The following is a 24,713-nucleotide window of genomic DNA, read 5'->3' on the forward strand; positions in this document are numbered from 1 at the left end:
CGGCGTTGACCTGACTAGGTTCCGCCGCCTTCCGATGCGCCGCATGGCGCGCCAGTTCCGGACGCCTTGATGGCCACGCACTACCTCGAGTTCGAAAAGCCGATCGCCGACCTCGAGGCGAAGATCGAGGAGCTGTCGCTGCTCGCCTCGACCGCCGGCTCGTTCGATTCCGAGATCGACGGCCTGAAGAAGAAGGCCGACCAGCTGCGCAAGAAGATCTACGGCGGGCTCGATCCCTGGATGAAGACCCAGGTCGCGCGTCACCCGCAGCGGCCCCACTTCGTCGACTACGTCGAGGGCCTGCTGACCGACTTCGTCGAGCTGAAGGGCGACCGGCAGTTCGGCGACGACCAGGCCATCCTGGGCGGCCTGGCCCGCCTGCGCGGTCGTCCGGTCGTGGTCATGGGCCACGAGAAGGGTCACGACACCCAGACCCGCATCACCCATAATTTCGGCATGGCCCGGCCCGAGGGCTACCGCAAGGCGGTCCGCCTGATGGACCTGGCCGAGCAATACGGCCTGCCGGTGCTGACCTTCGTCGACACCGCCGGCGCCTATCCGGGCCTCGGCGCCGAGGAGCGCGGCCAGGCCGAGGCCATCGCCCGCTCGACCGAGCGCGGCCTGACCCTGGGCGTCCCCTCCATCGCCACCATCACCGGTGAAGGCGGTTCGGGCGGCGCCATCGCCATCGCCGCGGCCAGCCGCGTGCTGATGCTGGAGCACTCGATCTATTCGGTCATCTCGCCGGAAGGCGCCGCCGGCATCCTGTGGCGCGACGGGACCCGGGCCAAGGACGCGGCCATGGCCATGAAGATCACCGCCCCGGACCTGATGGAGCTGAAGATCGTGGACCGGGTGATCGGCGAACCGGTCGGCGGCGCCCATTCGGACCGCGACGCCGCCATCCAGGCGGTCGGCGATGTGCTGATCGAGGAACTGGACGCCATGGCGGGCCTGTCGCCCGACCAGCTGCGCAAGGCCCGGGCGGACCGCTTCTATGCGATCGGTCGCCTCAGCTAGGCTTGGCCGTTAACCTTCTGAACACCGCCTGCTGCGAAGCATTCTCACGCTTCGCGGGATTGAGTCGCACCCGCCATTGTGGAGTACGGCATGAGTGCGCTGGAGGGGTTGCGCGAAAGCGCGGTGATCAATCTGACCGGCGCCGTGACCATGATCGTCGACGATTCGCCGTTCGGTCTGGACATCACGGCCAGCGCCCTGCTCGGCTTCGGCATCAAGACCCGCTACGCCTGCCACAGCGCCGCCGAAGCCATTGAGATCCTGAAGGACCATCCGGTCGACCTGCTGGTCGTCGATACCGAGATGCCGGACATGGACGGCTATGAGCTGGTCCGCTGGCTGCGCCGCTCGGGACTGGATCCCAACGCCTTCGCCCCGGTGATCATGACGGCCACCCACGTGCGCCGCTCGCGCGTGACCGAGGCGCGGGACTGCGGCGCCAACTTCGTCATCACCAAGCCGTTCAGCGCCGCCGGCCTGCTGGAACGGATCGTCTTCGTCGCCCGCGACACCCGGCCCTTCCTCGAGGTCGGCGACTATTTCGGCCCCGACCGCCGCTTCCGGGAAGGCAATGCGCCGGGCGAGGAACGTCGGGCCGACGTTCTGCGCAAACTGAGGCACGCCGCCGACAAGGCCGCCGCTGCCGCCCTCACGGAGCAGGGCGAATGACCGTCATCACCCACAACCGGCGCCGATCGCGTCTCTCCAAGATCATCGACGAGGCCGGCGGCTTCAGCGTCGGCACGGCCCTGGCCAACGCCAAGGCCAATCTGGACGCGCTGCAGCCGCGCTGCGCGGCCGAGGTGGCCGACAGGGTCGCCGAACTGGCCGCGATCGTCCCGCCGGAGACGCCGGAGCAGGCGACGGCCGCGCTGGGCGTCGCCTACCGGACGGCCAACGGCGTCATCGACAGCGTCGGCCCGTTCGGCATGGACGATATCCGCGCCGTCGCCCTGGGCCTGTGCGACCTGATCGACGCGGTGACGCCCGAGCGCCCCTTCGACTGGCGCGTCCTGCCCGTCTACGCCCAGTCGCTGCAGCTGCTGCTGGCCCTGCCCGACGACGCGGAGGCGCGCCGTCAGGTGCGCGAAAGCCTCGACAAGATGGTCGACCGGAAGCTGGGTCAGCCGGGCTAGACCGCAACCCCGGTCCGCGCCCCGCGCGTCTGCTTGCGCCACAGGGCCGCATACTCGCCGCCCTGACGCGCCACCAGCTGGTGGTGGGCGCCGCGCTCGACGATCCGCCCGGCCTTGAGCACCAGGATCTGGTCGGCGTCGGCGATGGTCGACAGGCGGTGGGCGACCACCAGGGTCGTGCGCCCCGTCCGGGCCTTGCGCAGGGTCTTCTGGATCGCCGCCTCGGTACGGCTGTCCAGCGCGCTGGTGGCCTCGTCCAGGATCAGGATGCAGGGATCGGCCAGCAGGGCGCGGGCGATGCCGACACGCTGGCGTTCGCCCCCCGACAGCTTCAGGCCGCGCTCGCCCACGACGGTGTCCATCCCGTCGGGCAGTTGGCCGATGAACACCGCCAGCTCCGCCGCCTCCGCCGCCGCCCAGATGGCCGCCTCGTCCGCGTCAGGGCGGGCGAAGCCGATGTTGGCGCGCAGGGTGTCGTTGAACAGGGCCACGTCCTGCGGCACCAGGGCGACGGCCGCGCGCAGGCTCTCCTGGGTCACGTCGCGCACGTCCACGCCGTCGATCAGCACCTGCCCTTCCTGCGGGTCCAGCAGGCGCAGGGCCAACTTCACGATCGTGGACTTGCCCGAGCCGGAGGGCCCGACCAGCGCCGTCGTCGTGCCCGGCTCGGCATGGAAGCTGACGTCCTCCAGCCCGCTGGCGCGGGCGTCGTGGCGGAAGCCGACGTGCTCGAAGGTCAGGGCCGCGCCGTTGACGCCGGTGGCGCGGGTCAGGGGCCGGGCGTCCGGCGCATCGGCCACCTGCGGCGTCTGGCGCGTGACCTTCAGCATCTCCTCCATGTCGATGAAGGACTGGCGGATTTCGCGATAGGCGAAACCCAGGATGTTCAGGGGCGCATAGAGACTGATCATGATCAGCACCGCCGCGGTCACGTCGCCCGGCCCCATCCGGCCCGCCGCGGCCTCGAACCCGGCCATGACCGCCATGACGCCAAGGCCGACGTTCATGATCACCGCCTGGATGACATTCAGCAGGGCCAGCGAGCTGTTCGCCTTCAGCGCCGCCCGGGTGTAATCGCCCAGCGCGGCGTCATAGCTGCGCGCCGCCCGCGCCTCGGCCCCGAAGGACTTGACCGTCTCATAGTTCAGCAGGGCGTCGACCGAGACGCCCGCCGCCTGGGTGTCGGCGGCGTTCATGATCCGGCGGTGCTCGATCCGCCAGTTGGACAGGGCGAAGGTCGAGACGGCGTAGATGGCCACCACGGCCACCGCCACGGCCCCGAAGCGCCAGTCGTACTTGCCCGCCAGCACCCCCGCCGCCAGCACCAGCTCCACGCCGGTCGGAACCAGGTTGAAGGCGAGGATGCGCAGCAGGAAGTCCACGGCCCGGGAGCCGCGGTCCATGGTCCGCGACAGCGAACCGGACCGCTTGGTCTGGTGGAAGTCCAATGACAGGCTCAGCGCATGGGCGAAGGTCTCGGTCGCCGCCGTGCGCTGCGCCGCCGAGCGGACCGGCGCGAAGACCACGTCCGAGGCGTTGGGCGCGATGGCCGACAGCAGGCGGACCGCAGCCCAGCCCAGCGCGAAGGCCGCGAAGCCCAGGCCGATGGCGACCTCGGCCCCCTGCCCGGCCGCCAGATGGTTGACCGCCGCGCCCAGCACCAGCGGCGCCAGCACGCCCAACCCCTTGCCGGCCAGGGTCATGCCGATGGCCGCGACCAGGCGCAGTTTCAGCTGCGGGGCATTGGAGCGGCCGACCAGACGCAGCAGGTCACCCAGCGCCTGCAGGGTCGGCGGGCCGTCGACCGGCGCGGTCACGCCGGCCTGGGCCGCCTTCGCTTCAGGACCTTGCCGTCGCCCGGCCCCGCGTTCGCCTCTCATCGCCATGCCCGGCATATGGCCCTGTTGGCCGCCGGGCGGAAGGGCGAACGGACGGTCAGCCGCCGCGGCCGCCGTGCTTGGCGTACTCCAGCCGCGCGATGGTGCGGTTGTGGACCTCGTCCGGACCGTCGGCCAGACGCAGGGTGCGGACCCCGGCGTACAGCTCGGCCAGCGGGGTGTCCCCCGACACGCCGGCGCCGCCGAAGGCCTGGATGGCGTCGTCGATGATCTGCAGAGCCATGCGCGGCGCGGCGACCTTGATCTGGGCGATCTCGGACTTGGCGTTCTTGGCGCCGGCCTGGTCGATCATCCACGCGGCCTTCAGCACCGACAGGCGGCACATCTCGATGTTGATGCGGGCGTCGGCGACGCGCTGTTCCCACACCGAGTGCTCGGCGATCTTCTTCTTGAAGGCCGTGCGGCTCAGCAGGCGTTCGACCATCAGGTCCAGCGCATGCTCGGCCGCGCCGATGGTGCGCATGCAGTGGTGGATGCGGCCCGGCCCGAGGCGCCCTTGCGCGATTTCGAAGCCCCGGCCCTCGCCGGCGATCAGGTTCTCGACGGGAACGCGGACGTTGTCGAGCACGACTTCGGCGTGGCCGATCGGGCGCTCGTCATAGCCGAACACCGACAGCATGCGCTCGACGCGGAAGCCGGGCGTGTCGGTCGGCACCAGGATCTGCGACTGCTGCTGGTGGGTGGCCGCGCCCGTGTCCGTCTTGCCCATCACGATGGTGATGGCGACGTTCGGGTGGCCCATGTTGGTCGACCACCATTTACGGCCGTTGATGACGTAGTGGTCGCCGTCGCGGACGATGCTGGTCTCGATATTGGTCGCGTCGGACGAGGCCACCGCCGGTTCGGTCATCAGGAAGGCCGAGCGGATGTCGCCGGCCATCAGCGGCTTGAGCCACTTCGCCTGCTGCTCGGGGTTCCCGTACATGTGCAACACTTCCATGTTGCCGGTGTCCGGGGCGTTGCAGTTGAACACCTCGGCCGTCCACAGGTGGCGCCCCATGATCTCGGCCAGCGGGGCGTATTCGAGGTTGGTCAGGCCGGCGCCGTGGTCGCCCGGCAGGAACATGTTCCAGAGGCCGGCGTCCTTCGCCTGGGCCTTCATCTCTTCCATGGTCCTGGGCTGGACGGTGTGGTCGGCCCGGACCTCGGCCCAGTAGTCCGCCGAGCGGGGCAGGACCTTCTCGTCCATGAAGCGCTGCACGCGTTCCTGCCAGTGCAGGCCCTTGTCGCTGTGACGGAAATCCATGGTCGTCCTCCGGTACAAGAACGGCGCGGCCCTCTTCAGGGACCGCGCCGCAAAAAATCAGATCGTGGTCTTCAAGCTCAGCGCTTCAGCAGCGCCGGCAGCTTCTGGGCGATCATCATGTCGCCGGCGATCTTCAGCTTGCCCTGCATGAAGGCCATCATGCCGTCCAGCTTGCCTTCCGACAGGGCGATGAAGTCGTCCCAGCTCATCGACACGGTGGCGTCGGCGGGCTTGTCGTCGTTGGTGACGGTGTTCGGCGACGAAGCGCCGTCGATGAAGATCTTGCCGGCGTCGCCGAGGTCGATCTTCACGGTCTTGCCCAGACCTGAATTATCGCCGACGGCGCCGCGGATGTGTTCGGTGACTTGAGCCAGATCGACCATGAGCGTCTCTCCCTAGGGACGGTTGAGCTTCCGACCTAGACCTCCCGGCAGCGGCTGCCAAGATCACGCCGGGTCAAGTTCACGCCATCGCTTGCAAAGATGTCAGTAGAAGGCGTTGTCCCGGTCCAGTCCGGGCGTGGTTGCGGGGCCGTCCGCCCTGACCCGCGCGGCCTGTTCGGCCTGGATGCGATCCAGCCGCTCCTGCCGCGCGCGGCGCTCCGCCGCATAGTCGGGACCGGGCGTATCGAAGCCAAACTGGCCGCCCTGCGCCTGCGGCTGGGCCTGGGTCGGCTGCACCACAGCCTCGCCGCTCGCCCACACGGCCGGCTCCGGCGTGCGCAGGGGCGGCAGGGGTTCGACCCATGCGGTCTGGTGGCCGGGGTCGTAGACATCCTCCCCCACGGCCTGCGGCTGGATGGCGACGTGGGTGTAGCCGTCGACCAGGTCGCCGACCTCCATGGTTCCGCCGGGCTGGACCTCGCGTTCGACCGGCGCAACGACCTCGACCGCCATGCGGCCGCCGCCGACCGGCGCGGCGCCGGGCAAGGGCATGCGCAGGGCCAGCACGCCCACAGCCGCCACGGCGACGGCGGCCAGCGGGACGACCGCCATCCACGGACGGAAGCCCGGACGGCGGCGCGAGACGGCGGGATCGATGGACATAGGGCGGCTCCGCCAAGGAAAGGCGCGAACCGGCGTTTGGTTCGCGCCCTGCCCGTCTATCAGTTCACGCGGGCCCGCTCACGCTCCAGCCGCCGCTCCAGCAGGACCTCGTACTTGTCGGCATAGGCCCGGCAGGCGGTCGGGTCGATGAAGGGGTTCGGCGTCGCCCCCTGCCGCAGCTGCGCCAGGCGCGTGTCGCCGTCCGACTGTCCCGGGTGGGCGGTCAGAAGGATGTCGCAGGGCATGGCGCGCAGGCTGGCGAAGGTGGAGCGGAAGGCATCGACCAAGGCCCGGTTGGCGGGATCGGTGAAGCGGTAACCGTCCGCCGAGACGGGATTCAGGCTGGAGCCGAACACCACCGTCTTGCACGTTCCGGCTTCACAGGACCGCCAGCTCCAGCTCATGCTGCCCGGCGTATGGCCCGGCGTGGCGCGGGCCGTGATGGCCACATCACCCAAATTCAGAATTTCCCCGTCTCGCAGGACCCGGATGCGTTCGACCGGCGGCATCGGCTCCAGGATCGCCGCCTGGGGGTCATCGGCGCCGCTGCGTCCCCGACGAAGAACGGCCGCCGCCGCAGGACTGGCGACCACGGTCGCCCCGGTGTCGCGGGCCAGGGCGGCCAGACCGCCCGCGTGATCGTAGTGCGGCTCGGTGCTGAGAATGTACTTCACATCCTCGATCCGGAAGCCGAGCTGGCGGATGTTGTCCTCTATGGCCGGAACAGCCTGCGGCAGGGCGCCGTCGACCAGCACCAGCCCCTCGGACGTCGAGATCAGGACCACCGTCAGCCCACCGAAGCCCACAAAGAAGGTATTGCCATAGATGCGTGTCGGGATCTCCACGCCCAGCCATTGGCGGGCGTACTCCGGCGCGATCGGTTGCAGCAGGGGATCGCGGGCGGGATCGGGACGCGCCTGCGACGCGGGCGGTCGCTGCTTGGGTTCAGCCTGGGCGCAGCCCGCGGCAAGGGCCAGAAGGCCCGCGGTCAGGGCGACGGAAATGCGTCTCATCACTCACTCCTTGATGGGGGAACCCGGCAAGGATGCGGAGCCCGCCTCCGCCGCACAAAGCATCATATCTGGACAGAAGCATGAACTGACCTCATGCCTGAGCGATGGACCGCGCCCAACTTCCCCTGAACGCCCTACGCGCATTCGAGGCGGCCGCCCGGCACCTGAACTTCACCCGCGCCGCCATCGAGCTGTGCGTCAGCCAGGGCGCCGTCAGCCATCAGGTCGCCCAGCTGGAACGGCGGCTGGGCGTCACCCTGTTCCGCCGCCTGCCGCGCGGCCTGGCCCTGACTGACGAGGGACAGGCGCTGGTGCCGGTGCTGGCCGACGCCTTCGACCGGGTGGGGGCGACGCTGGACCGCTACGCCGGCGGACGGTTGCAGGAGGTGCTGACCGTCGGCGTGGTCAGCGCCTTCGCCGGCGGCTGGCTGCTGCCGCGCATGGACGCCTTCGCCCGCGCCCACCCGCACATCGACCTGCGGATCATGACCAACAACAACCGGGTCGACCTGGCCGGCGAGGGCCTGGACCTGGCCGTCCGCTACGGCGACGGGGCCTGGCACGGAACCCATGCGGAGCCGATCCTGAGCGCGCCGCTGACGCCGCTGTGCGCGCCCTCGGTCGCCGCGCGCCTGAAGGGTCCCGCGTCGCTGGCCGGCGAGACCCTGCTGCGCTCGTATCGGGCCGACGAATGGACCCGCTGGTTCGAGGCGGCGCACGCGCCCTGCCCGCCCCTGCGCGGCCCGGTCTTCGACAGTTCGGTGCTGATGACGGCGGCGGCGGCCTCGGGCCTCGGCGTGGCCCTGGCCCCCGCGGCCATGTTCGCGCGCGACCTGTCCGCCGAGCGGCTGGTCCGCCCCTTCGACATCGAGGTCCACCTCGGCGGCTACTGGCTGACCCGGCTGAACTCCCGTCCCGACAGCCCCGCCATGGCGGTCTTCCGGGCGTGGATGCAAGCCGAGACGGTCCCGGAGGCCGGCACGGTCCATCCACGCGGCCCGGACCGCATAGGGTCGTGACGGACTTCACACAATCTTGAGGGGAACATAATCCCTCGGAGGTTGCGCAAGCGGCGGAATGCTGCGCTCTTTTCCACGGAAGACTGACACTTCAGGAGAAGACAGATGCGTTTCCTTCGTAAGGCTTCGACCCGCTGCGCCGCCGCCGCGTTCGTCTTCGCGGCCTCGGCCCTGTCGACGAGCACGGCCATGGCCGCGCCCGGCGACTACTGCCTGCATGCGGACGGCACGGTGTACTGCGGCGTCGAGGAGAACATCGTCGAGGGCGATCCGGGCCTGCGCGCCTGCATCGACCGCTGGGAGCGCGCGATCCGCGACTGCCCGCCCGAATAGGTCCGGGCGACTATCCGGCAGGTCGGCTCACCACCGCGCATGAACCGGCGAGATCACCGCTCGCGCAGACAGTTCCGCAGTTCCGCCGCGGCCTGCAGGCCATTCTTCCACGACATGCGGAACACCTCCCTGCCGCCCATGGACAAGGCGAACTCCTGCTCGTCGGCCATGCCCGCGAGCGCAGCGTCCATGGCCGGCACGGCGATGACCAGTGTGCCGAGCGTGTTCATGCGGGGATCGCGGGCACGATTGTAAGCCCGGATCGTCACCGGCGGTTCGCCCGTCTGAGTCAGCCTGACCGTCACCTCGCCAAAGCGCCGCGGCTTGGGGATATCGTCGCCGGTGAACATGAGCAGCGCGCCGTCCCAGCTCTTGTCGACGCCGCTCAGCGCGATCATGCCCTGGGGACCCTGGAACATGGCGGCGCAGAATTCGCCTGGTTCGGCCGGTTCCCGACTCTGGAAGAACCGCCAACTCCCCTCGAGCCAACGCTGGTACTCCGCATCTCTCTCGGCGTTCCTCTCCCGGATCGCCGCGTCAAGAGCGTTGGCCTCTTCCAGTGTCAGGCCCGGCGGCGGCGGCCCGCCGGAGTTTCCCTCGTCGGCGTCGTATCTGCGACTGAACTGCTCGTGCAGGCTCGCGGCGTACTGCTGCTGGGAAGCGAACGCGCCTTGGGCTTCCAGCGCGCCAAACATGTCCTGCGCATTGACGGGAGCGGCGGTGAGGCCGCCGGCGATGAGAAGCGCGCCTCCCAGATAGGGAATGAGCGCGCGGGCCAGAGCGGGGCGGCGGATGCGTTCAGACATGGGACGTCTCTCCGTTTCGGTGCTGATCGTCGCCGACCGCCCCGGTCAGACATGAGGAAGCCAGAACACCATGACCGCCATGCCGATGCCGCCGGCCATGAGCAGGGTGAACGCCGCGATGGTCCCGGCCATCGCCCACTTCGGCACGACCGACCGTTGGCGCCGACTGGCGAAGTAGAACTCGAGGATGATCAGGGGAACGAGGTAGCAGGCGAATTTGAGGAAGGTGCCGACAGGCCCTTCAAGTCGACCTCCGAGCCCCTCGGTTCCCATCGTCAGGATCCACATCATGACGCCGACCCGAAGAAACCAGACGCCGCTCATGGCGAGGAACAGCCGCAAGGCCCAGCGCCGGTGAATGTCGATCCGGCGCGCCATGGCGTTCTTCAACGTCATCCAGGCGAAAACCATGATCAGAAGGGCGTTCAGCGTCAGGGGCGACGACCCCAGGAGGGTATCGTCCGCGTCGCGATACCCCCAGATCAGGTAGAGACCGCCCAGGCTGATGACGAACGCCAGACTCACATAGACCCGCCCGGTCCAGCGATGGAGCCCCGGCAGGCGCGCCCGAAGGGCGGGGATCAGTTGCAGCGGACCGGCGGCGGTGACGACGAACGCCAGCGCGACATGGGCCGCCATGGCGAGAAAGCCGACCCCATCACCGGCGACCACGCGGCCCGGGACGACCTCGTTCCAGGCCTGGACATCCCCTCGAAGCGACGTGCCGCCATAGAACAGGGCGATGTAGATCGCGAAGAACGCCTGCCCCGCCGCCGCGACGACGAACCAGAAGATCGTGGAGGCCGTCAGCGCCTTGTCGGCAAGCGGTGCGCGATGCCGTCCCCGCTCAGACCGGGTCGCGGCGGAAAGGCCTTCGCCCGCGGTCTGATCTCGGTTGTCGATCATGTTCATACTCAGTCTGATGTTGCTCGGCGGCGCCCGATCTGCCGCCGCGCGCAAGGCGACCCGGCGGCGGCCCCGGTCGCGGCGGGCGGAGTTGAGCTCTAGCGTGTCACGACGCCGACGAAACCGCCCCGAAACGGAATACAGCCATTCACAAATGAATGGGTTCACGCTTCCCAGGCCAGACCGCCGCCAGCAACGCCACCGCCAGCGCCGACATGATCAGCACGGGCAAGCTCAATCCGAGCGGCTGAAGGTCGTCACCCCCCGGGCGTGTGATGGCGCCGCCGTACAAGCCTCCGAAGGCACAGGCGAGGATCAGAGACCCCACGACAATAAGGACGAGCCCCGCCGCCAGGCGCTCGCGTCCGCGCGCCAGGGCCAGCCATAGGGCCGTCGCCGCCAGGCCCGCGTTCGTCAGCAGTTGCCAGGCCTCATGGAACCGGGCGTGGGCGGGCCAGTCGGGACTGAAGAGGTGGGTGTCGTTCACCTCCAGCACGGGGATCAGCACGACCAGAACAATCGCCGACAGCGTCACAGCCCCGGAGCGCCAACTCCGCCTGCGCCGTGCGGCGGCCCCGTGCGTCGGGTGAGACATGCGCGCGAAGATCGACATGGTTGCGGCTCCCTGCCCTGACGATGCCCTCGTCCCGCTTGCTTTCACCAGCGCCGTGCGTGAATTGGACCTATGCAAGAACGTATCGATTGGCGATCCCTGCGCTTTGACTGGAACTACGCGCGGGCGTTCCTCGCGACGGCCGAGCTCGGCTCGCTTTCGCGCGCCGCCGTCGCCCTGGAACTCAGTCAGCCCACCCTGAGCCGACAGGTCGAGGCCCTGCAACAGACCCTCGGCGTCGTGCTGTTCGAGCGCGCCGGCCGGGGCCTTGTCCTGACCCACGCCGGCCTCGAGCTGCTGGATCATGTCCGGGGCATGGGCGAGGCCGCCGCGCGCACGAGCCTGGCGGCCGACGGTCGCACACAAACCCTCCAGGGTTCGGTGGCGGTCGCGGCCAGCGATGTCTACGCCACCACCCTGTTACCCGATGTCGTGGCCGACATTACGAAGCGGCATCCCGGCCTGACGATCGAGATCGTGGTCGCCAATGATCGAACGGACCTGAGGCGTCGCGAAGCCGACATCGCCGTACGCAGCTATCCTACGGAGCATCCGGATTTGATCGTGAAGCGGCTCGGGTCGGATGAGGGGGGTTTCTTCGCCTCGGCCGACTGGCTTTCCCGCCACCCCACGCCCGTCACGCCGGCGGATATGGAGGGCGTCGATATGATCGGCTACCCGGGCCAGAACTGGCTTCTGAAGGGCCTGCGCGACCTCGGCTTTCCGGTCTCGGAGCAGAACATGCGGATCGTCTCTGATTCCCATCTGGCTCAGTGGGCCATGGTCAGGGCCGGAGCAGGCGTCGGGATCATGACCCTTCGTGTCGGCGAATCCGATCCCACGGTGCAACGCCTGCTGCCGGACCTTCCCCCGCTCACCTTCCCTGTCTGGCTCGTCACCCACCGCGATCTTCGCACGAGTTTGAAAGTGCGCACCGTGTTCGATCAGCTTGCCGTCAGACTGGCCATGGCTCTCCAATCACAAGCGCCCGGCCGCCTCGGCTAGGGGGCGGCGCCATGCGCAGTAATTCAATGATGGCGGGAAGGTTCTGGCGGAGACGGAGGGATTCGAACCCTCGGTACCCCTTACAGGGTACGACGATTTAGCAAACCGTTGCCTTCAGCCACTCGGCCACGTCTCCGGCAGGCGGCGTGCTTAGCCGAGCATTTCGGACGGCGCAACGGGTCAGACGCACGCGAGCGTTAACGGGACAGTCAGTCGGGTTGTGCATGATGCGTGAGAACTCTTCGTCCGAGCATGATGACCGACGCCGCGAGCCGCCTCTCCAGCCCTGACGCCCCGTCGCCGCGCGCGCGGGCCGCAGGGCCGTCGGCGACGCGGGCGACGGCGCCGACTCCGTTCGAGGACGCCGGCGCCGCCCGGCGCGGTCCGTTCCGGCCAGAGGTCTGGCTGAACGCGCGCCAGCGGCACGCCTCCCGTCTGGCCGCCCACTATTTCCGCGCCTTCGACGTGCTGGCCGTGGTCGGCATCACCCTGCTGTGCGCCTGGGCCGCCTCGCCCGGCGTGCTGGTGCATGCCGAGGTCTCGCGCATCGCCCCGTTCGCCCTGGGCGCCGGGACCATCCTGGCCCTGCTGCGCTCGCTGGGCCGCTACCGGTTCTCGCGCGGCCAGAGGACCGCGACCCACCTGCTGTCGGTCGCCGCCATCTGCGCGGTCGGCGCCGCCGTCGCCTTCGCCTCGGGCGCCCTGCTGCGTCCGGGCGCCGGGGCCCAGTGGACCGCCTGGACCGTCTGGGCCGGACTGACCTTCGCCGCCCTGATCGCCCTGCATATGGTGTGGAGCGGGCTGGTCTCGCGCTGGCGCGCCACGGGCGCCCTGACCCCGAACATCGTGCTGGTCGGCGCCACCCGTCACGCCGAGGACCTGATCCGCGAGGCCCTGAAACGCCGCGACCTGAACGTGCTGGGCATCTTCGACGACCGGCTGGCGCGCAGCCCCCGGGCCATCGAAGGCGTGCCGGTGCTGGGCGCCGCCGACGACCTGCTGACCCACAAGATGACGCCCTATGTCGACCGCGTGGTGCTGGCCATCGACCCGAAGGCCGAGGCCCGGGTGCGCGACCTGACCGCGCGGCTGGGCGCCCTGCCCAATGAAGTCACCCTGCTGGTCGAGCCGAACGGCGCGCAGGAGATGACCTCGGCGCTGGACCGCCTGGCCGCGGCGCCCCTGGCCGACATCCAGGGCTCGGTCGACGCCGACCGCCGCGCCTTCAACAAACGTCTGCAGGACCTGATCGTCGGCCTGATCGCCTTCATCCCCCTGGCCCCGGTCATGGCCCTGATCGCGGTGGCCGTCCGGCTGGACAGCCCCGGCCCGATCCTGTTCCGCCAGCGCCGCCACGGCTTCAATCAGGAAGAGATCGTGGTCTGGAAATTCCGCTCCATGCGCCAGGAGACGGCCGACGCCACCGCCAGCCGCCAGGTCACCCATGACGACGACCGGGTCACCAAGGTCGGGAAATTCATCCGCAAGACCAGCCTGGATGAACTGCCGCAGCTGGTGAACGTGATCACCGGCGAGATGTCGCTGGTCGGGCCGCGGCCCCACGCCATCGGTATGAAGACCGGCCACGTCGAGAGCGCCCGTCTGGTCGCCGAATACGCCCACCGCCACCGCATCAAGCCCGGCATGACCGGCTGGGCCGCCGTCAACGGCTCGCGCGGTCCGCTGCACACCGCCCAGGACGTGCGCCGCCGGGTGCAGCTGGATATCGACTATGTCGAGCGCCAGAGCCTGTGGATGGATCTGTGGATCATGGCCGTCACCATTCCCGTCCTGCTGGGCGACCGTTCGGCGATCCGGTGAGCCGCTAGATGTTCTGGAAAGGCGTCTGGGGCTACCTGCCGGCCAATATCGTGCAGGGCGTGGTCGGCTTCCTGACCATCGTCCTCTTCACCCGTCTGCTCAGCCCCGAGGACTTCGGGCGCTACGCCCTGGCCTTCTCGGTCATGACGCTGGCCCATGTGGCCGTGTTCAGCTGGCTGGAAGCCTCGATGGCGCGGTTCTGGGCCGCCGAGAGCGGGGCCTCGCTGCAGGGCCATTTCGCCAGCCTGTACCGCACTGCCTTCGCGCTCAGCGTCGTGTTCCTGGTGGTCATAGGCGTGGGCCTGTGGCTGTGGCCGACGGACCTGCTGTTCAAGACCGCCCTGGCCGTCGGCCTGGCCGGCGCCCCCGCCCGCTGCCTGATGAAGCTGGGCCAGGAGCGGTTCCGCGCCGCCGGAGAGGTGCGCAAGGCCGCCGGCTTCGACATGGCGGTGTCCATCGGCGGGCTGGTCATCGGCGTCGGCTTCGCCCTGGCGGGCGCGGGCGGCGCGGCGCCCCTGCTGGGCCTCGGCCTGGCCCCGCTGGCGGCCCTGCCCTTCGTCCTGCCGGGTGAATTGAAGGAAGCGCGCGGCGGCCGGTTCGAGCCCGAGCGGATGCGGAACTATGCGCTGTACGGCTACCCCATCGCCATGTCGCTGGCGCTGACGGTGGTGCTGTCCTCGACCGACCGCTTCCTGCTGGCCGCCTTCATGGACGAGGCCGCGGTGGGCGCCTATCACGCCGGCTATTCGATCGCGAACCGCACCCTCGACGTCCTGTTCCTGTGGCTCGGTTCGGCGGGTCAGCCCGCGCTGGTCATGGCGCTGGAGCGCGGCGGGGCGGACCGGCTGAAGATCGCCGCCCGCGAACAGCTGTCCACCTTCCTGCTGGTCGGCCTTCCCGCCGCCGCCGGGGTGGCCCTGGTCGCCCGCCCGCTGGCCGAGGTGCTGATCGGTCAGGACCTGCGCGCCGCCGCGGCCTCGATCACCCCGTGGATCGCCCTGTCGGCCCTGCTGTACGGCCTGACGGCCTACTATTTCGGCCAGGCCTTCACCCTGGGCCGCAAGACCAAGCACCTGCTGATGGCCATGGCCATTCCGGCGGGGGCCAATGTCCTTCTCAACCTGATCCTCGTGCCCCGCTTCGGCGTCATGGGCGCGGCGTGGGCCACCGCGGCCAGCTTCGGCCTGGGCCTGCTGGCCACCATGGCCCTGGGCCGCCGGGTCCTGCCGCTGCCGGTGCCGTGGGAGGCGCTGGTCCGCTGCGGCGTCGCCGCCGCCGTCATGGCCGCCGCCGTCTCGGTCCTGCCCCCCATCGGCGGCGTGTTCGAGCTGGCGCTGGACGCCACGATCGGCGCGGTCGTCTACGCCGCCGTCGCCCTGACCATCAACGCCGCCGGGGTCCGCGATGTGGCCCTGCGCCTGATCGCGCGCCGCCGCGCCGGAAAGGTCGCCGCATGAAGACCCCCGCCCCCAAGGCCTCCGCCTCCAAGGCCTCCGCCTCCAAGGCGAAGATAACCGACAACGCCGCGCGCAAGGCGGCCCGTCCGGCGGTCTCGGTGCTGATCCCCTTCCTGCGCGACGATCCGTCCGAGCTGCTGCAGCTGCTCGACGAGGAGGCCGCCTCGGTCGACGGGGCCGTCGAAATCGTCGTGCTGGACGACGGCACCGCCGACGCCGATCTGACCGCCCGGCTGGTGGCGCAGGTGAAGGCCATGGCCCTGCCGGCGCGGCTGATCACCCTGCCCGCCAACGAGGGCCGCGCCATTGGGCGCAACCGGCTGGCTTCGGCGGCGCGCGGCGGCAGCCTGCTGTTCCTCGACAGCGACATGCGGCCCGACCATCGCCGCTTCCTGCGCGACTGGGCCGATCTGGTCTCGCGCGAGGATCCGGCCGTCGCCTTCGGCGGCTTCTCCCTGCTGCAGGCCCCGACCGACGCGAAATTCCAGGTCCACCGGGCCATGGCCGCCAAGTCCGAATGCGTGCCCTACACCGAGCGGGCGAAGCAGCCTGAGAAATACGTCTACACCTCCAACCTGCTGGTCCGCCGCGACGTGTTCGAGGCCGAGGCCTTCGACCCGGGCTTCACCGGCTGGGGCTGGGAGGATGTGGAGTGGGCCATGCGCGTGTCGCGCCGCTTCCGCGTTGTTCACCTGGACAACCCGGCCACCCATATGGGCCTGGACACCGTCCAGGCGCTGGCGGGCAAGTATGAGCAGTCGGCCCCGAACTTCGCCCGCATGGCCGCCCGCCATCCCGAGATCGTCGCCGCCTATCCCAGCTACAAGGCCGCGAAACTGCTGAAGACCCTGCCCGCCCTGCCCCGCCTGCGCGCCCTGATGCGCCGGGTCGCCGGGATGGAGCGCCTGCCGGTCGCCGCCCGCGCCTTCTCCCTGCGCCTGTACCGCGCGGCCCTGTACGCGGACGCGGTGTGATGGGCGACGTCGCCGTCATCGTCCCGACCCTGCGCCGGCCCGAGAGCCTGGAGCGCGCCCTGCGGTCCCTGTTCGCCCAGACCGGCGTCGAACGGCGAATCTCGGCCATCGTGGTGGTCGACAATGACCCGACCGCCTCCGCCGCGCCCCTGATCGAGGCCCTGAAGCCGCAGAGCCCCTGGGCGCTGGTCTATGTGTCCGAGCCGACGCCCGGCGTCGCCCGCGCCCGCAACGCCGGGCTGGCCGCCACCGACGCCCCCCTGATCGCCTTCCTCGACGACGACGAGGCCGCCTCGCCCGGCTGGCTGGCCGCCCTGCTGGCCGCGCAGGTCCAGACCGGCGCCGACGCCGTCTTCGGCCCCATCACCGGCCGCGCGCCCGAGGCCCAAGAGTGGCTGAAGCCGTATCTGGAGCGCTTCTTCGGGCGTGAAGGCCCGGCGACGACCGGCCTGGTCGATCACCCGTGGGGCTGCGGCAACTCCCTGCTGGTGCGGACCACGGCCCTGCCCGGCGATGCGCCGTTCAGCGCTTCGGCGGACCATACGGGCGGCGAGGACGACGTGCTGTTCGCGGCGCTGGCGGCCCGGGGCGGCCGGTTCGGCTGGGCCGCCGACGCCTGGGTCGAGGAGTTCGCCCCGGCCCACCGCGCCACCCTGACCTACGCCCTGACCCGCGCCTTCGCCTATGGCCAGGGACCCAGCCAGACCGCCGCCGCCGCGCGCGACTGGCCCGGCGTCCTGCGCTGGATGGCGATCGGCGCGGCGCAGACCGTCGTCTGGGGCGGGGCCTCGCTGGCCCTGACCCTGATCACCAGCCCGAAGCGCGCCGAGATGTACGACCGCACGGCGCGCGGGATCGGCAAACTGTTCTGGATGAAGGGCTTCGAGCCCCAGTTCTACGGAACCGCCGAGGTCGCCCGGCTGGACCGAACGGCCTAGCCCGTCAGGCGCCGCAGGAAGGCCGGCGGATTGTAGGTCGAGCGGTTGACCACCACCCCGGCGATCTTGCCGCCCACGGCCTCGATCTCGTCGCGCAGGATCAGCGGATCGCCCGCCGAAGTGCTGCCCGCCGCCACCACCAGCACCGTCGCGTCGACGAAGGGCGCCAGGGTGATGGCCGTGTCGCTGCGGTCGGCGGCGGGGGAATCGATCACCACGGTGTCGGCATGGCGGCGCAGGGCGTCCCAGTAGCGGGCGTCGCCCAGCACCTCGGCCCGCTGGCCCGATCGCAGGTGTTCACCCGCGAACCGCGTGCCCCACAGCCGCCCGCCCAGGAAGGGCCGCGCCGTGACCAGCCGGGCGGGGTGCACCGGCTTGCCCTCGCGGTCGGTCACGCGCGGGGTGATGGCGAAGAAGATGGAGCCGTCGGGCGTGGCCATGGCGGCCTTGCCGGCGCGGCCGAAGCGGTCGGGTTCGGCGGCCATGGCCTCGACCTGCGCCTGCTGGGCTAGGTCGGCGTCGACCAGCCAGACCGGACGGCGGGCCCGGACGGCGGCCAGGCGGGCGTACTCGCGCGCGACGGTGGAGACGCCCTCGCCGGTGTTGGCGGCGGCGATCTGGATCACGCGGCCGCGATGGCCCGGCGCCGGACCCAGCGCCGCCCAGAGAGCCGCCATTTCGGACGTCAGATCGACCATCGAATCGTTACGCGCCTGTCCTCAGCCTGAACGCTACCACGGCTCCCGCCCGCCTCATCGGGCCTTCACCGGGGCGACGGCCAGAACCGGCATGTCCAGCGTGCGGCCGGTCGACGCGGGGGTGACGTAGCCCCGGCGCATGAACACCCGCAGCAGGCCGACGCACAGGGCGGTGAAGCCGGCGAACAGGAAGACGGCGGCCAGCAGCGGAACCTTCAGGCTCTTGCCCTTGGTCGGGGCCTCGGCGCGGGCGATGACGGTGACGTTGTCGGCGCCGGCGGCCACCAGGGCGCTGTCGGCGCGGGCCTCGGTCTCGCGCTGCTGGAACTCGCGCACCTTGGCGGTCAGCACTTCCCGGCTGCCGGCCAGGGTCGAGTTGGTCGATTCCAGCTGGGTCAGGTGGGACTGACGTTCGCGCAGGGTGTTCAGCTGACCCTCCAGCACCGACAGGCGGGCGGCCAGGGCGTCGCGGTCGGCGGCGGCGTTGATCCGGGCGGTCTCGATCTCGGTGAAGATGGTGCTGGGGCCGGTGCGGACCTCCTTGGCCCCCACCGTCGTGCCCGTGGCCACATAGGCCTGCAACTGGGCGATGCGCTGGTCGATGTCGCGGACCGGCTGGGCGTCCTCGGTGTAGCGCGCCAGCAGGTTCTCGCGCTCGGTGCGCAGCGTCAGGATCTGGTCCTGGGCCGAGATGTTCAGGTCCTGCTGCAGCACCACCTCGGCGGGCTGCTGGGCCAGCTGGGCCTCCAGCGTCCGCAGCCGCTGCGAGGCCTGGTTCAGCTGGGCGCGGACCGACAGGGTCTCGGCGAAGGTGGTCTGGTAGGTCGCCGCCAGGGTGACCTTGGCCGTCGCGAAGTCGCCGATGTCGTTGGACTGCAGGAAGGCCTCATAGGCGTTGTCGGCCTCGCCCAGCTCGTTCTCGAAGACCTCGCGCTGGGCGGTGAAGGCCGGGCTGGCGCGGTCGCGGAACACGGCGCGGCGCTGGATCAGATACTGGTCGATCACCGCGTTCAGCACCCGCGCGGCCCGATCGGGATCGCCCGCTTCATAGGAGACCGAGATGATGGCGCTGGCCGGGGTGGTGCCGACGCCCAGTCCGCCGTCCAGCGCCTTCAGCGCGGCGGTTTCCTTCTGGGCCGGCGTTCCCTTGGCGTCCGGCCCCAGGATGGCGTCGGCGCCCAGCACTTCAACGGTGCGTCGCTTGACCTCCAGACTGCCGAGGATCCGCGCCTCGGCCTGGGCCACGGCGGAGGCTTCCAGCGGCTGGCCGGTGCGGTCGCTCAAGCCGACGCGCGGCTGGTACACATATTCCTGCCCCGCGCCCGCATAGACCGTCGAGGTGGCCGTATAGGTCTTCTTGAGCGTCAGCACCGCCGCCGTGCCCAGCGCGAACACGGCCAGGAAGATCACGATTATCAGCAGCAGTTCGCGGAACAGCAGGCCGACGATGTCAGCGAAGCCGTAGCGCGGCCGGACTGTCGTGTAGGCCGTCGTGCGCATTCGGGCGGACTGATTCCATCAAACGGGACTGTGAGTCTCAGACTTCGCCTACCCGCGTTAACCATGGGTTACCCATAGGCTGGAGGTCGATCGCTCGCCTCTCTTATGAGAGCGCCCTTCAGGTCGGGTCGCGCCTAGCAATCAGATTTGGCCAGACGTCCGGCACCCATACGCCACCTTCCGGAACATCATCTTTTCTATCCAGCCTGAAAACCTTAGAAGTTTGCCTTCTCTCATCAGATCCTGGGATATAGTAGAAAACAACAACAGCAAAACTCCAAGATCGTCCGACCTCCCCATCTAAACTATAAAGCCAGATGTTACGGGAAGACCTTTCTTCCTCGTTTGGAAATATCGTACGCCCCGCTTTTTGCTGCCAATCCAAATGCTCATCAGTAAGTTGGTCTACAAGAGAACAATCATTCTTGTAAGATTCAGATTTCTGAACGACCCAAACACCTACTGCTGGAGTTTTTCCTATATTCTTTATGCAAACATCGACATTTATACAATATCCATCTTTTCGCTTTATGATTCGACAGTTTTTTCGATTAACGTCGAGGCTCATCCACGGACGAGTTGTTTGAGCTGCCGTATCTGCAGCAACCACTGCAGCGTCCGCACTTCGAGCGGCATCTTTGAGCGCGCGCTCGTTGATCCGAAGTTGACGCCAAACCAGATATAGGCCGACGCCATTTATGGGCAACGCAATGAGAGCTGCCCAAGCCGCAACAGCCGACACTCCCGCCCAATAAGCCGCATCCCTCTGCGCCATCAGAGCATCAAACGCGGTGCCATCCATCAATACCCCCATCACCATCCCGAGTTGCATACAGGCCGGTCCCTGCGAAGGCGACACCCGCGTTAACCATGAGTTACCCATAAGCCTCCACCTTGCCGCCAACACCGCTTTCGGGAGCGATTCCGCCATGTCCATTGACCGCCGCCTGATGCTCCTCGGCCTTCTCGGCGCGAGCGGCGCTCTGGCGGGCTGCGGAGGATTGTCGATTGGCGATGATTCGCGCCTGCCCCTGCCCGCTGCATCCGGCGCCGGCGGCGGTCGGGTCGAGCGGGTCAGCCGCACCTCCTTCCCCGAGATCGGCTTCTCCGACTGGACGGACGACGAGCCGGAATACGTCCTGTATCCGGGCGACGAGATCGAGATCGCGACGCCGACCGCCGTCGAGCTGACCCGCACCCAGCGCATCGGACCGGACGGCCGGGTCTCCCTGCCGCTGGTCGGCCAGCTGATGGCCGCGGACCGCACCATCGCCGAACTGGAGGCCGACGCCTCGACCGCCTACGCCAGCCAGCTGCGCCGCCCGACGGTCGAGGTGACGCTGAAGACGGCGGGGCCGATCCGCGTCTGGGTCGGGGGCGAGGTCCGCACCCCGGGCATGATCGAGATGACCGGCGATCTGGACGCCTATCAGGCCGTGATCCAGGCCGGCGACTTCCTGCCCGGCGCGAAACAGGACCAGGTCGCCCTGATCCGTCGCGGCCGTGGCGGCACGCGCATGTTGCGGGCTGTGGACCTGCGGCCCCGTCGCGGCGAGGTCGTAGCCCTGCGCCGCGGCGACATCATCTACGTGCCCCGCACCGAACTGGCCGAGGTCGCCAACTGGGTCACCCAGTTCCGCAACGCGCTCCCGATCGGATTCACCTATGCCATCGGCGGGCAGTACCAGAACTTTTAAGGGGCGCTAGCGCTCGCGACGCGGTCGCTCGCTGCTTGAGCGCGGATCGGCTTACTTCGGTCGCGTGATCGGCCATGCGCGAAGCGCCAGGCCGCGTCGTGTCGGGAGGTCCCGAAGGGCCGACGGTCCGCGGCCCACCAAGAAAGGCGAGCCGCCGTCAGGCGGCGAGCCGCACCACGCCGGCGTCGATGTAGCGGCGCGCGGCCTTCTGGGCTTCGCTGATCTCTTCCTGCTCCATCTCCTGGCTCATCTCGCGGCGGTAGACGCGCGCTTCGACGGAGCCCTTCATGGCGGCGAGGTTGAAGATCATGTGGGCCGAGACGCGGTCCATGGGACAGCCGTTCTGGCCCGTGGAATACATCATGCCCAGCCGGAACAGGTCGTCCCCGTTCATGTCGGCGGTCGGCAGGGGCAGAGCCTCTTCGACCATTTCAGGCGCCGTTTCTTGCGCGTTCATCACCGTGTCTCCGGTTCGCAGGCCGTTCTGGCCTCGTCCTGTGACCCGAGTGAAAGACCCGCGGTTTGAATACAGAGTTAACAACGCGCGCCTGAAGCGCCTTTTCAGACGAATCCGTCGAACTTTCTGCGCCCCGTAAAGACCTCTGAAATCTCTCGATAATCTCTGATTCAGAGGCCCTAACGAGACGTGACTCGCGTCCTTACAGAGGGTTACCGCGCGCGCTGCCCGAACAGCACCTTGCGGGCGTCCTCGGCCGCCTTTCCGGACGCCGCCAGGTTCCTGCGCAGCTCTTCGCCGAGCGCGCGGCCCTTCTGCACCGCGGGCCGATCGCCCACTCGCGCCAGCCAGGCCTTCAGGTTCGGGAACTCGTCGACGTTCTGGCCCTGCAGCTCGGGCAGGATCCACGGCCAGGCCGCCATGTCGGCGATGGAGTACTCGCCCGCGAGGTAGGCCCGGTCCGCCAGCCGGCGGTCCAGCACGCCATACAGGCGGTGGGTCTCGTCGGTGTAGCGGCGCACGCCGTAGGCGATCTGGCGCTGGTCCTGGACGATCGCGGGCGCGTACTGGCGGAAGTGATGCGTCTGGCCCGCCATCGGTCCCAGTCCGCCGACCTGCCAGAACAGCCACTGGTCGACCTCGGCCTTGCCGCGCAGGTCGTGCGGATAGAATTTGCCCGACTTGGCGCCGAGGTACTGCAGGATGGCCCCGGACTCGAAGATGGCCAGCGGCATGCCGTCCGGGCCGTCCGGATCGACGATGGCGGGCATGCGGCCGTTGGGGCTGATCTTCTGGAAGGCGGGCGCGAACTGCTCGCCCGTCCCGATATTCACCGGCTTCAGCGTGTAGGGCAGCCCCATCTCCTCCAGCGCAATGGACACCTTCCAGCCGTTCGGCGTGGGCCAGTACCAGAGTTCGATCGGGCGGGTCATGACGGCTCCTGTGACGGTTACGGTCGAGGTGGGCGCCGCCCCTCCCGCGCGCAACCGGCAAGCTGACAGCGATGTTCAGCGGCAGTTCATCGGCCCGGGCCGAACCTCGCTCCATGCTTAACGGACGGGCCCCCGCCCCGCTCCGACAGGGAGAAGAAGGATGAACCGTTTCACCAAGGCCGCCGTGATCGGTCTGGCGCTGGCGACGACGGCCGCGCCCTTGGCCGCCGAGGCCCAGAGCCGTGGCGACCGCCAGGAGCGCCGCGACGACCGTCGCGACTATCGCCAGGATCGCCGCGATGACCGCCAGGACTTCCGCCGCGAACGTCGCGATGACCGCCGCGACTGGCGTCAGGGCGACTATGACAACCGTCAGGACTACCGCCAGGACCGCCGGGACGACCGTCGCGACTACCGAGCCGAGCGCCGCGACGACCGGCGGGATTACCGCCAGGACCGCCGCTGGGACCGCAACAACCGCGACTGGTGGCGGGGCCGCGACGACTTCCGCGACTATCGCGGGGCGCGCAGCGGCTACTGGTATGCGCCGAGCTACGGCTACTACCGGGTCGAGCCGCGCTATCACGGCTATCGCTGGCAGCGCGGCGGCTACCTGCCGTCGGCCTACCGCGGCTACTATGTGCGCGACCCGTACGTCTACGGCCTGCGCCCGGCCCCGCGCGGCTATCGCTACGTCTACGCCAACAACGACATCGTCATGATCGCCATCGCCTCCGGACTGATCGCCAGCGTGATGTACGACGTCTTCTAGAACGCCCGCGCCTCGCGCGATGACCGACGCCCCGTGGATCCGTCCACGGGGCGTTTTTCATGACCGAAGCTTAACGTGACGACGCCGTTCGTTCAGTCACCGTTCAGCATGAAAGCACGACCGTGAGGACAAGCCGCCTGACAGGGGCGTGCGGAGAAGCAAACGAGAATGAAACGCTCACTTATGGTCGCCGTGACCCTCACGGCTCTGATGGCGCCGCTGGTCGCGCCCGTCGTGGCGGCGGCGCAGGATCACGGACGCGGCGGCCGCGACGGCGGCGAACTCCGTACGTCCGAGGGGGAGTCCGGCAACCGGGCGGAACGACCGATCTCGGAGCCGCGACCCGACCGCCCGGATCGACCGGAGCGCCCCCCGCAGCCCGACCGTCCGCAGCAACCGCGCCCTGACCGCCCGGACAGGCCCGACCGTCCGGATCGGCCGGATCGACCGGACCAACCCCGCCCGGACCGTCCCGACAGACCGGACCGTCCGGATCGCCCTGACCGGCCGCAACAGCCGCGCCCCGACCGTCCGGATCGTCCGGACAGGCCCGACCGGCCTCAGCAGCCCCGTCCCGACCGCCCGGACCGTCCCGGCTGGCCGGATCGTCCGGGGCAACCCGGCAGGCCCGACCGTCCGGACAGGCCTGATCGTCCGGATCGTCCCGGTCGTCCGGATTGGCCCGGCCAGCCTGGCCGTCCTGATCGGCCGGACCGGCCCGACAGACCCGACAGGCCCGATAGGCCCGACCGGCCTGGACGCCCGGATCGCCCGGATCGGCCCGGACGTCCGGATCGCCCGGACCGTCCCGACCGCCCCAACGGCGGCTGGAACCAGGGCCGGGACCGCGACCGGGACCGCGACGACTTCCGTCGCCGCTTCAACGGCGACCAGTGGCGCCGGGACTGGAACCGGAACCACGGGCGTGACTGGTGGCGGAACGACCGTCGCTGGCGCGACTATCGCGGCGTCCGCTTCGGCTTCTATTTCGCGCCGGGCTACGGCTACTATAACGTGCCCCGCTCGTACTGGAACCAGCGCTGGCATGTCGGCGACTTCCTGCCGTCGATCTTCTGGCGCTACCAGCTGAACGACTGGCGCACCTACGGCCTGGGCTATCCGCCCGCGGGCACGCGCTGGGTGCTGGTCGACAACACCATCTACCTGATCGACGAGTTCGACGGGTACATCATCGACGTCATCTACGACGCCTGGGCCTGGTAAGGGCCCGTGCACGGCGGCGCCGGTTGCTCCTGAGCGGCCGGCGTCCGCGCGTGGCAAGTGGTTAGTGGCTAGTGATTAGTGCGCAGCTTCGTCGTTAGCGGAAGGGCGGCGCGGCCGCACCCCGTCGGCCAGCCACTAATCACTAGCCACTAACCACCCGTCTCCCCGCTCCAAGTCCAAGTGTCATCCCACGAAGGTTGCA

Annotated in this window: 26 protein-coding genes and 1 tRNA gene; 13 read left to right on the plus strand and 14 right to left on the minus strand. The window is 69.4% G+C overall.

Features of this window, described 5'->3' with window-relative positions:
- Positions 1-69: 69 nt before the first annotated feature.
- The 3 genes from AC3WRV_RS11630 to AC3WRV_RS11640 all read left to right on the plus strand — a co-directional run bounded on the left by AC3WRV_RS11630 (position 70) and on the right by AC3WRV_RS11640 (position 2,156).
- On the plus strand, positions 70-1,020 hold the full coding sequence (locus AC3WRV_RS11630) for an acetyl-CoA carboxylase carboxyltransferase subunit alpha (protein ID WP_492313374.1): 951 nt from the start codon (positions 70-72) through the stop codon (positions 1,018-1,020).
- A gap of 90 nt (positions 1,021-1,110) precedes the next feature.
- Positions 1,111-1,689 carry a response regulator gene (locus tag AC3WRV_RS11635; protein ID WP_291837640.1) on the plus strand — a complete coding sequence of 193 codons (579 nt, stop codon included), beginning with the start codon at positions 1,111-1,113 and terminating at the stop codon, positions 1,687-1,689.
- Positions 1,686-2,156, plus strand: coding sequence for a chemotaxis protein CheE (locus tag AC3WRV_RS11640; protein ID WP_492313375.1), 471 nt, complete (start codon positions 1,686-1,688; stop codon positions 2,154-2,156). The genes AC3WRV_RS11635 and AC3WRV_RS11640 overlap by 4 nt, the downstream gene beginning before the upstream one ends.
- On the opposite strand, the gene AC3WRV_RS11645 is transcribed toward AC3WRV_RS11640, so the two are convergent.
- The 5 genes from AC3WRV_RS11645 to bla form a co-directional block, all read right to left on the minus strand.
- The gene (locus tag AC3WRV_RS11645) at positions 2,153-4,036 is read right to left on the minus strand and encodes an ABCB family ABC transporter ATP-binding protein/permease (RefSeq protein WP_492313611.1); all 1,884 of its coding nucleotides are present in this window, start codon (positions 4,034-4,036) and stop codon (positions 2,153-2,155) included. The genes AC3WRV_RS11640 and AC3WRV_RS11645 overlap by 4 nt on opposite strands.
- Positions 4,037-4,091: 55 nt before the next feature.
- Positions 4,092-5,300, minus strand: coding sequence for an acyl-CoA dehydrogenase family protein (locus AC3WRV_RS11650; protein WP_291837633.1), 1,209 nt, complete (start codon positions 5,298-5,300; stop codon positions 4,092-4,094).
- A 77-nt stretch (positions 5,301-5,377) separates the two neighbouring features.
- Entirely contained in the window at positions 5,378-5,683 is a 306-nt protein-coding gene (locus tag AC3WRV_RS11655) for an SCP2 sterol-binding domain-containing protein (RefSeq protein ID WP_291837630.1), read from the minus strand.
- A gap of 102 nt (positions 5,684-5,785) precedes the next feature.
- Entirely contained in the window at positions 5,786-6,346 is a 561-nt protein-coding gene (locus AC3WRV_RS11660) for a hypothetical protein (protein ID WP_492313376.1), read from the minus strand.
- Positions 6,347-6,405: 59 nt separating this feature from the next.
- Positions 6,406-7,359, minus strand: a complete 954-nt coding sequence (gene bla, locus AC3WRV_RS11665) for a subclass B3 metallo-beta-lactamase (protein ID WP_492313377.1) — start codon at positions 7,357-7,359, stop codon at positions 6,406-6,408.
- A gap of 104 nt (positions 7,360-7,463) precedes the next feature.
- Between bla and AC3WRV_RS11670 the strand changes: the two genes are divergently transcribed.
- Together AC3WRV_RS11670 and AC3WRV_RS11675 are read left to right on the plus strand one after the other, a co-directional pair.
- Positions 7,464-8,378 (plus strand): LysR family transcriptional regulator, encoded by a 915-nt coding sequence (locus AC3WRV_RS11670; protein ID WP_492313378.1) that lies wholly within the window; start codon positions 7,464-7,466, stop codon positions 8,376-8,378.
- A gap of 105 nt (positions 8,379-8,483) precedes the next feature.
- Positions 8,484-8,711, plus strand: a complete 228-nt coding sequence (locus AC3WRV_RS11675) for a hypothetical protein (RefSeq protein ID WP_291837617.1) — start codon at positions 8,484-8,486, stop codon at positions 8,709-8,711.
- A 53-nt stretch (positions 8,712-8,764) separates the two neighbouring features.
- Here the strand turns inward: AC3WRV_RS11675 and AC3WRV_RS11680 are convergent, their stop codons facing one another.
- From AC3WRV_RS11680 to AC3WRV_RS11690, 3 genes are all read right to left on the minus strand, one after another.
- Positions 8,765-9,517: a hypothetical protein gene (locus AC3WRV_RS11680; RefSeq protein WP_492313379.1), complete on the minus strand. Its 753-nt coding sequence runs from the start codon at positions 9,515-9,517 to the stop codon at positions 8,765-8,767.
- Positions 9,518-9,562: 45 nt separating this feature from the next.
- Positions 9,563-10,429 carry a DUF2306 domain-containing protein gene (locus AC3WRV_RS11685; protein WP_492313380.1) on the minus strand — a complete coding sequence of 289 codons (867 nt, stop codon included), beginning with the start codon at positions 10,427-10,429 and terminating at the stop codon, positions 9,563-9,565.
- Positions 10,430-10,571: 142 nt separating this feature from the next.
- The gene (locus AC3WRV_RS11690) at positions 10,572-11,036 is read right to left on the minus strand and encodes a DUF6640 family protein (protein ID WP_492313381.1); all 465 of its coding nucleotides are present in this window, start codon (positions 11,034-11,036) and stop codon (positions 10,572-10,574) included.
- Between the two features lie 72 nt (positions 11,037-11,108).
- Between AC3WRV_RS11690 and AC3WRV_RS11695 the strand changes: the two genes are divergently transcribed.
- Positions 11,109-12,041, plus strand: coding sequence for a LysR family transcriptional regulator (locus AC3WRV_RS11695; protein WP_291836357.1), 933 nt, complete (start codon positions 11,109-11,111; stop codon positions 12,039-12,041).
- 44 nt (positions 12,042-12,085) lie between these two features.
- Here the strand turns inward: AC3WRV_RS11695 and AC3WRV_RS11700 are convergent.
- Positions 12,086-12,177, minus strand: a tRNA-Ser gene (locus tag AC3WRV_RS11700).
- 119 nt (positions 12,178-12,296) lie between these two features.
- On the opposite strand from AC3WRV_RS11700, the gene AC3WRV_RS11705 reads away from it, so the two are divergent.
- The 4 genes from AC3WRV_RS11705 to AC3WRV_RS11720 are packed head-to-tail and all read left to right on the plus strand — an operon-like array spanning position 12,297 to position 17,231.
- Positions 12,297-13,862 carry an exopolysaccharide biosynthesis polyprenyl glycosylphosphotransferase gene (locus tag AC3WRV_RS11705; protein ID WP_492313382.1) on the plus strand — a complete coding sequence of 522 codons (1,566 nt, stop codon included), beginning with the start codon at positions 12,297-12,299 and terminating at the stop codon, positions 13,860-13,862.
- Between the two features lie 8 nt (positions 13,863-13,870).
- Positions 13,871-15,319, plus strand: a complete 1,449-nt coding sequence (locus AC3WRV_RS11710) for a lipopolysaccharide biosynthesis protein (RefSeq protein WP_492313383.1) — start codon at positions 13,871-13,873, stop codon at positions 15,317-15,319.
- Positions 15,316-16,293 (plus strand): glycosyltransferase family 2 protein, encoded by a 978-nt coding sequence (locus AC3WRV_RS11715; protein WP_492313384.1) that lies wholly within the window; start codon positions 15,316-15,318, stop codon positions 16,291-16,293. Before AC3WRV_RS11710 ends, AC3WRV_RS11715 begins: the two co-directional genes overlap by 4 nt.
- Complete coding sequence (locus AC3WRV_RS11720) at positions 16,293-17,231, plus strand: glycosyltransferase family 2 protein (RefSeq protein ID WP_492313385.1); 939 nt, start codon at positions 16,293-16,295, stop codon at positions 17,229-17,231. The genes AC3WRV_RS11715 and AC3WRV_RS11720 overlap by 1 nt, the downstream gene beginning before the upstream one ends.
- Here the strand turns inward: AC3WRV_RS11720 and AC3WRV_RS11725 are convergent.
- The 3 genes from AC3WRV_RS11725 to AC3WRV_RS11735 all read right to left on the minus strand — a co-directional run bounded on the left by AC3WRV_RS11725 (position 17,228) and on the right by AC3WRV_RS11735 (position 20,261).
- Positions 17,228-17,929 carry a P-loop NTPase family protein gene (locus tag AC3WRV_RS11725; RefSeq protein WP_492313386.1) on the minus strand — a complete coding sequence of 234 codons (702 nt, stop codon included), beginning with the start codon at positions 17,927-17,929 and terminating at the stop codon, positions 17,228-17,230. The two genes, AC3WRV_RS11720 and AC3WRV_RS11725, sit on opposite strands and share 4 nt — an antisense overlap.
- Positions 17,930-17,983: 54 nt before the next feature.
- Complete coding sequence (locus AC3WRV_RS11730; protein WP_492313387.1) at positions 17,984-19,429, minus strand: GumC family protein; 1,446 nt, start codon at positions 19,427-19,429, stop codon at positions 17,984-17,986.
- Between the two features lie 118 nt (positions 19,430-19,547).
- The gene (locus AC3WRV_RS11735; protein WP_492313388.1) at positions 19,548-20,261 is read right to left on the minus strand and encodes a hypothetical protein; all 714 of its coding nucleotides are present in this window, start codon (positions 20,259-20,261) and stop codon (positions 19,548-19,550) included.
- A 97-nt stretch (positions 20,262-20,358) separates the two neighbouring features.
- Here AC3WRV_RS11735 and AC3WRV_RS11740 point away from each other — a divergent pair, with 97 nt between their 5' ends.
- Positions 20,359-21,126 (plus strand): polysaccharide biosynthesis/export family protein, encoded by a 768-nt coding sequence (locus AC3WRV_RS11740; protein ID WP_492313389.1) that lies wholly within the window; start codon positions 20,359-20,361, stop codon positions 21,124-21,126.
- Positions 21,127-21,283: 157 nt separating this feature from the next.
- On the opposite strand, the gene AC3WRV_RS11745 is transcribed toward AC3WRV_RS11740, so the two are convergent.
- Entirely contained in the window at positions 21,284-21,583 is a 300-nt protein-coding gene (locus tag AC3WRV_RS11745; RefSeq protein WP_492313390.1) for a sel1 repeat family protein, read from the minus strand.
- Positions 21,584-21,795: 212 nt separating this feature from the next.
- Complete coding sequence (locus AC3WRV_RS11750; RefSeq protein ID WP_291836384.1) at positions 21,796-22,515, minus strand: glutathione S-transferase family protein; 720 nt, start codon at positions 22,513-22,515, stop codon at positions 21,796-21,798.
- A gap of 160 nt (positions 22,516-22,675) precedes the next feature.
- Here AC3WRV_RS11750 and AC3WRV_RS11755 point away from each other — a divergent pair, with 160 nt between their 5' ends.
- Positions 22,676-23,287: an RcnB family protein gene (locus tag AC3WRV_RS11755; protein WP_492313391.1), complete on the plus strand. Its 612-nt coding sequence runs from the start codon at positions 22,676-22,678 to the stop codon at positions 23,285-23,287.
- 168 nt (positions 23,288-23,455) lie between these two features.
- Positions 23,456-24,511 carry an RcnB family protein gene (locus AC3WRV_RS11760; RefSeq protein ID WP_492313392.1) on the plus strand — a complete coding sequence of 352 codons (1,056 nt, stop codon included), beginning with the start codon at positions 23,456-23,458 and terminating at the stop codon, positions 24,509-24,511.
- The last annotated feature ends 202 nt before the right edge of the window (positions 24,512-24,713 follow it).

The sequence above is a fragment of the Brevundimonas sp. EU05-FHT14B11 genome (assembly GCF_058790835.1).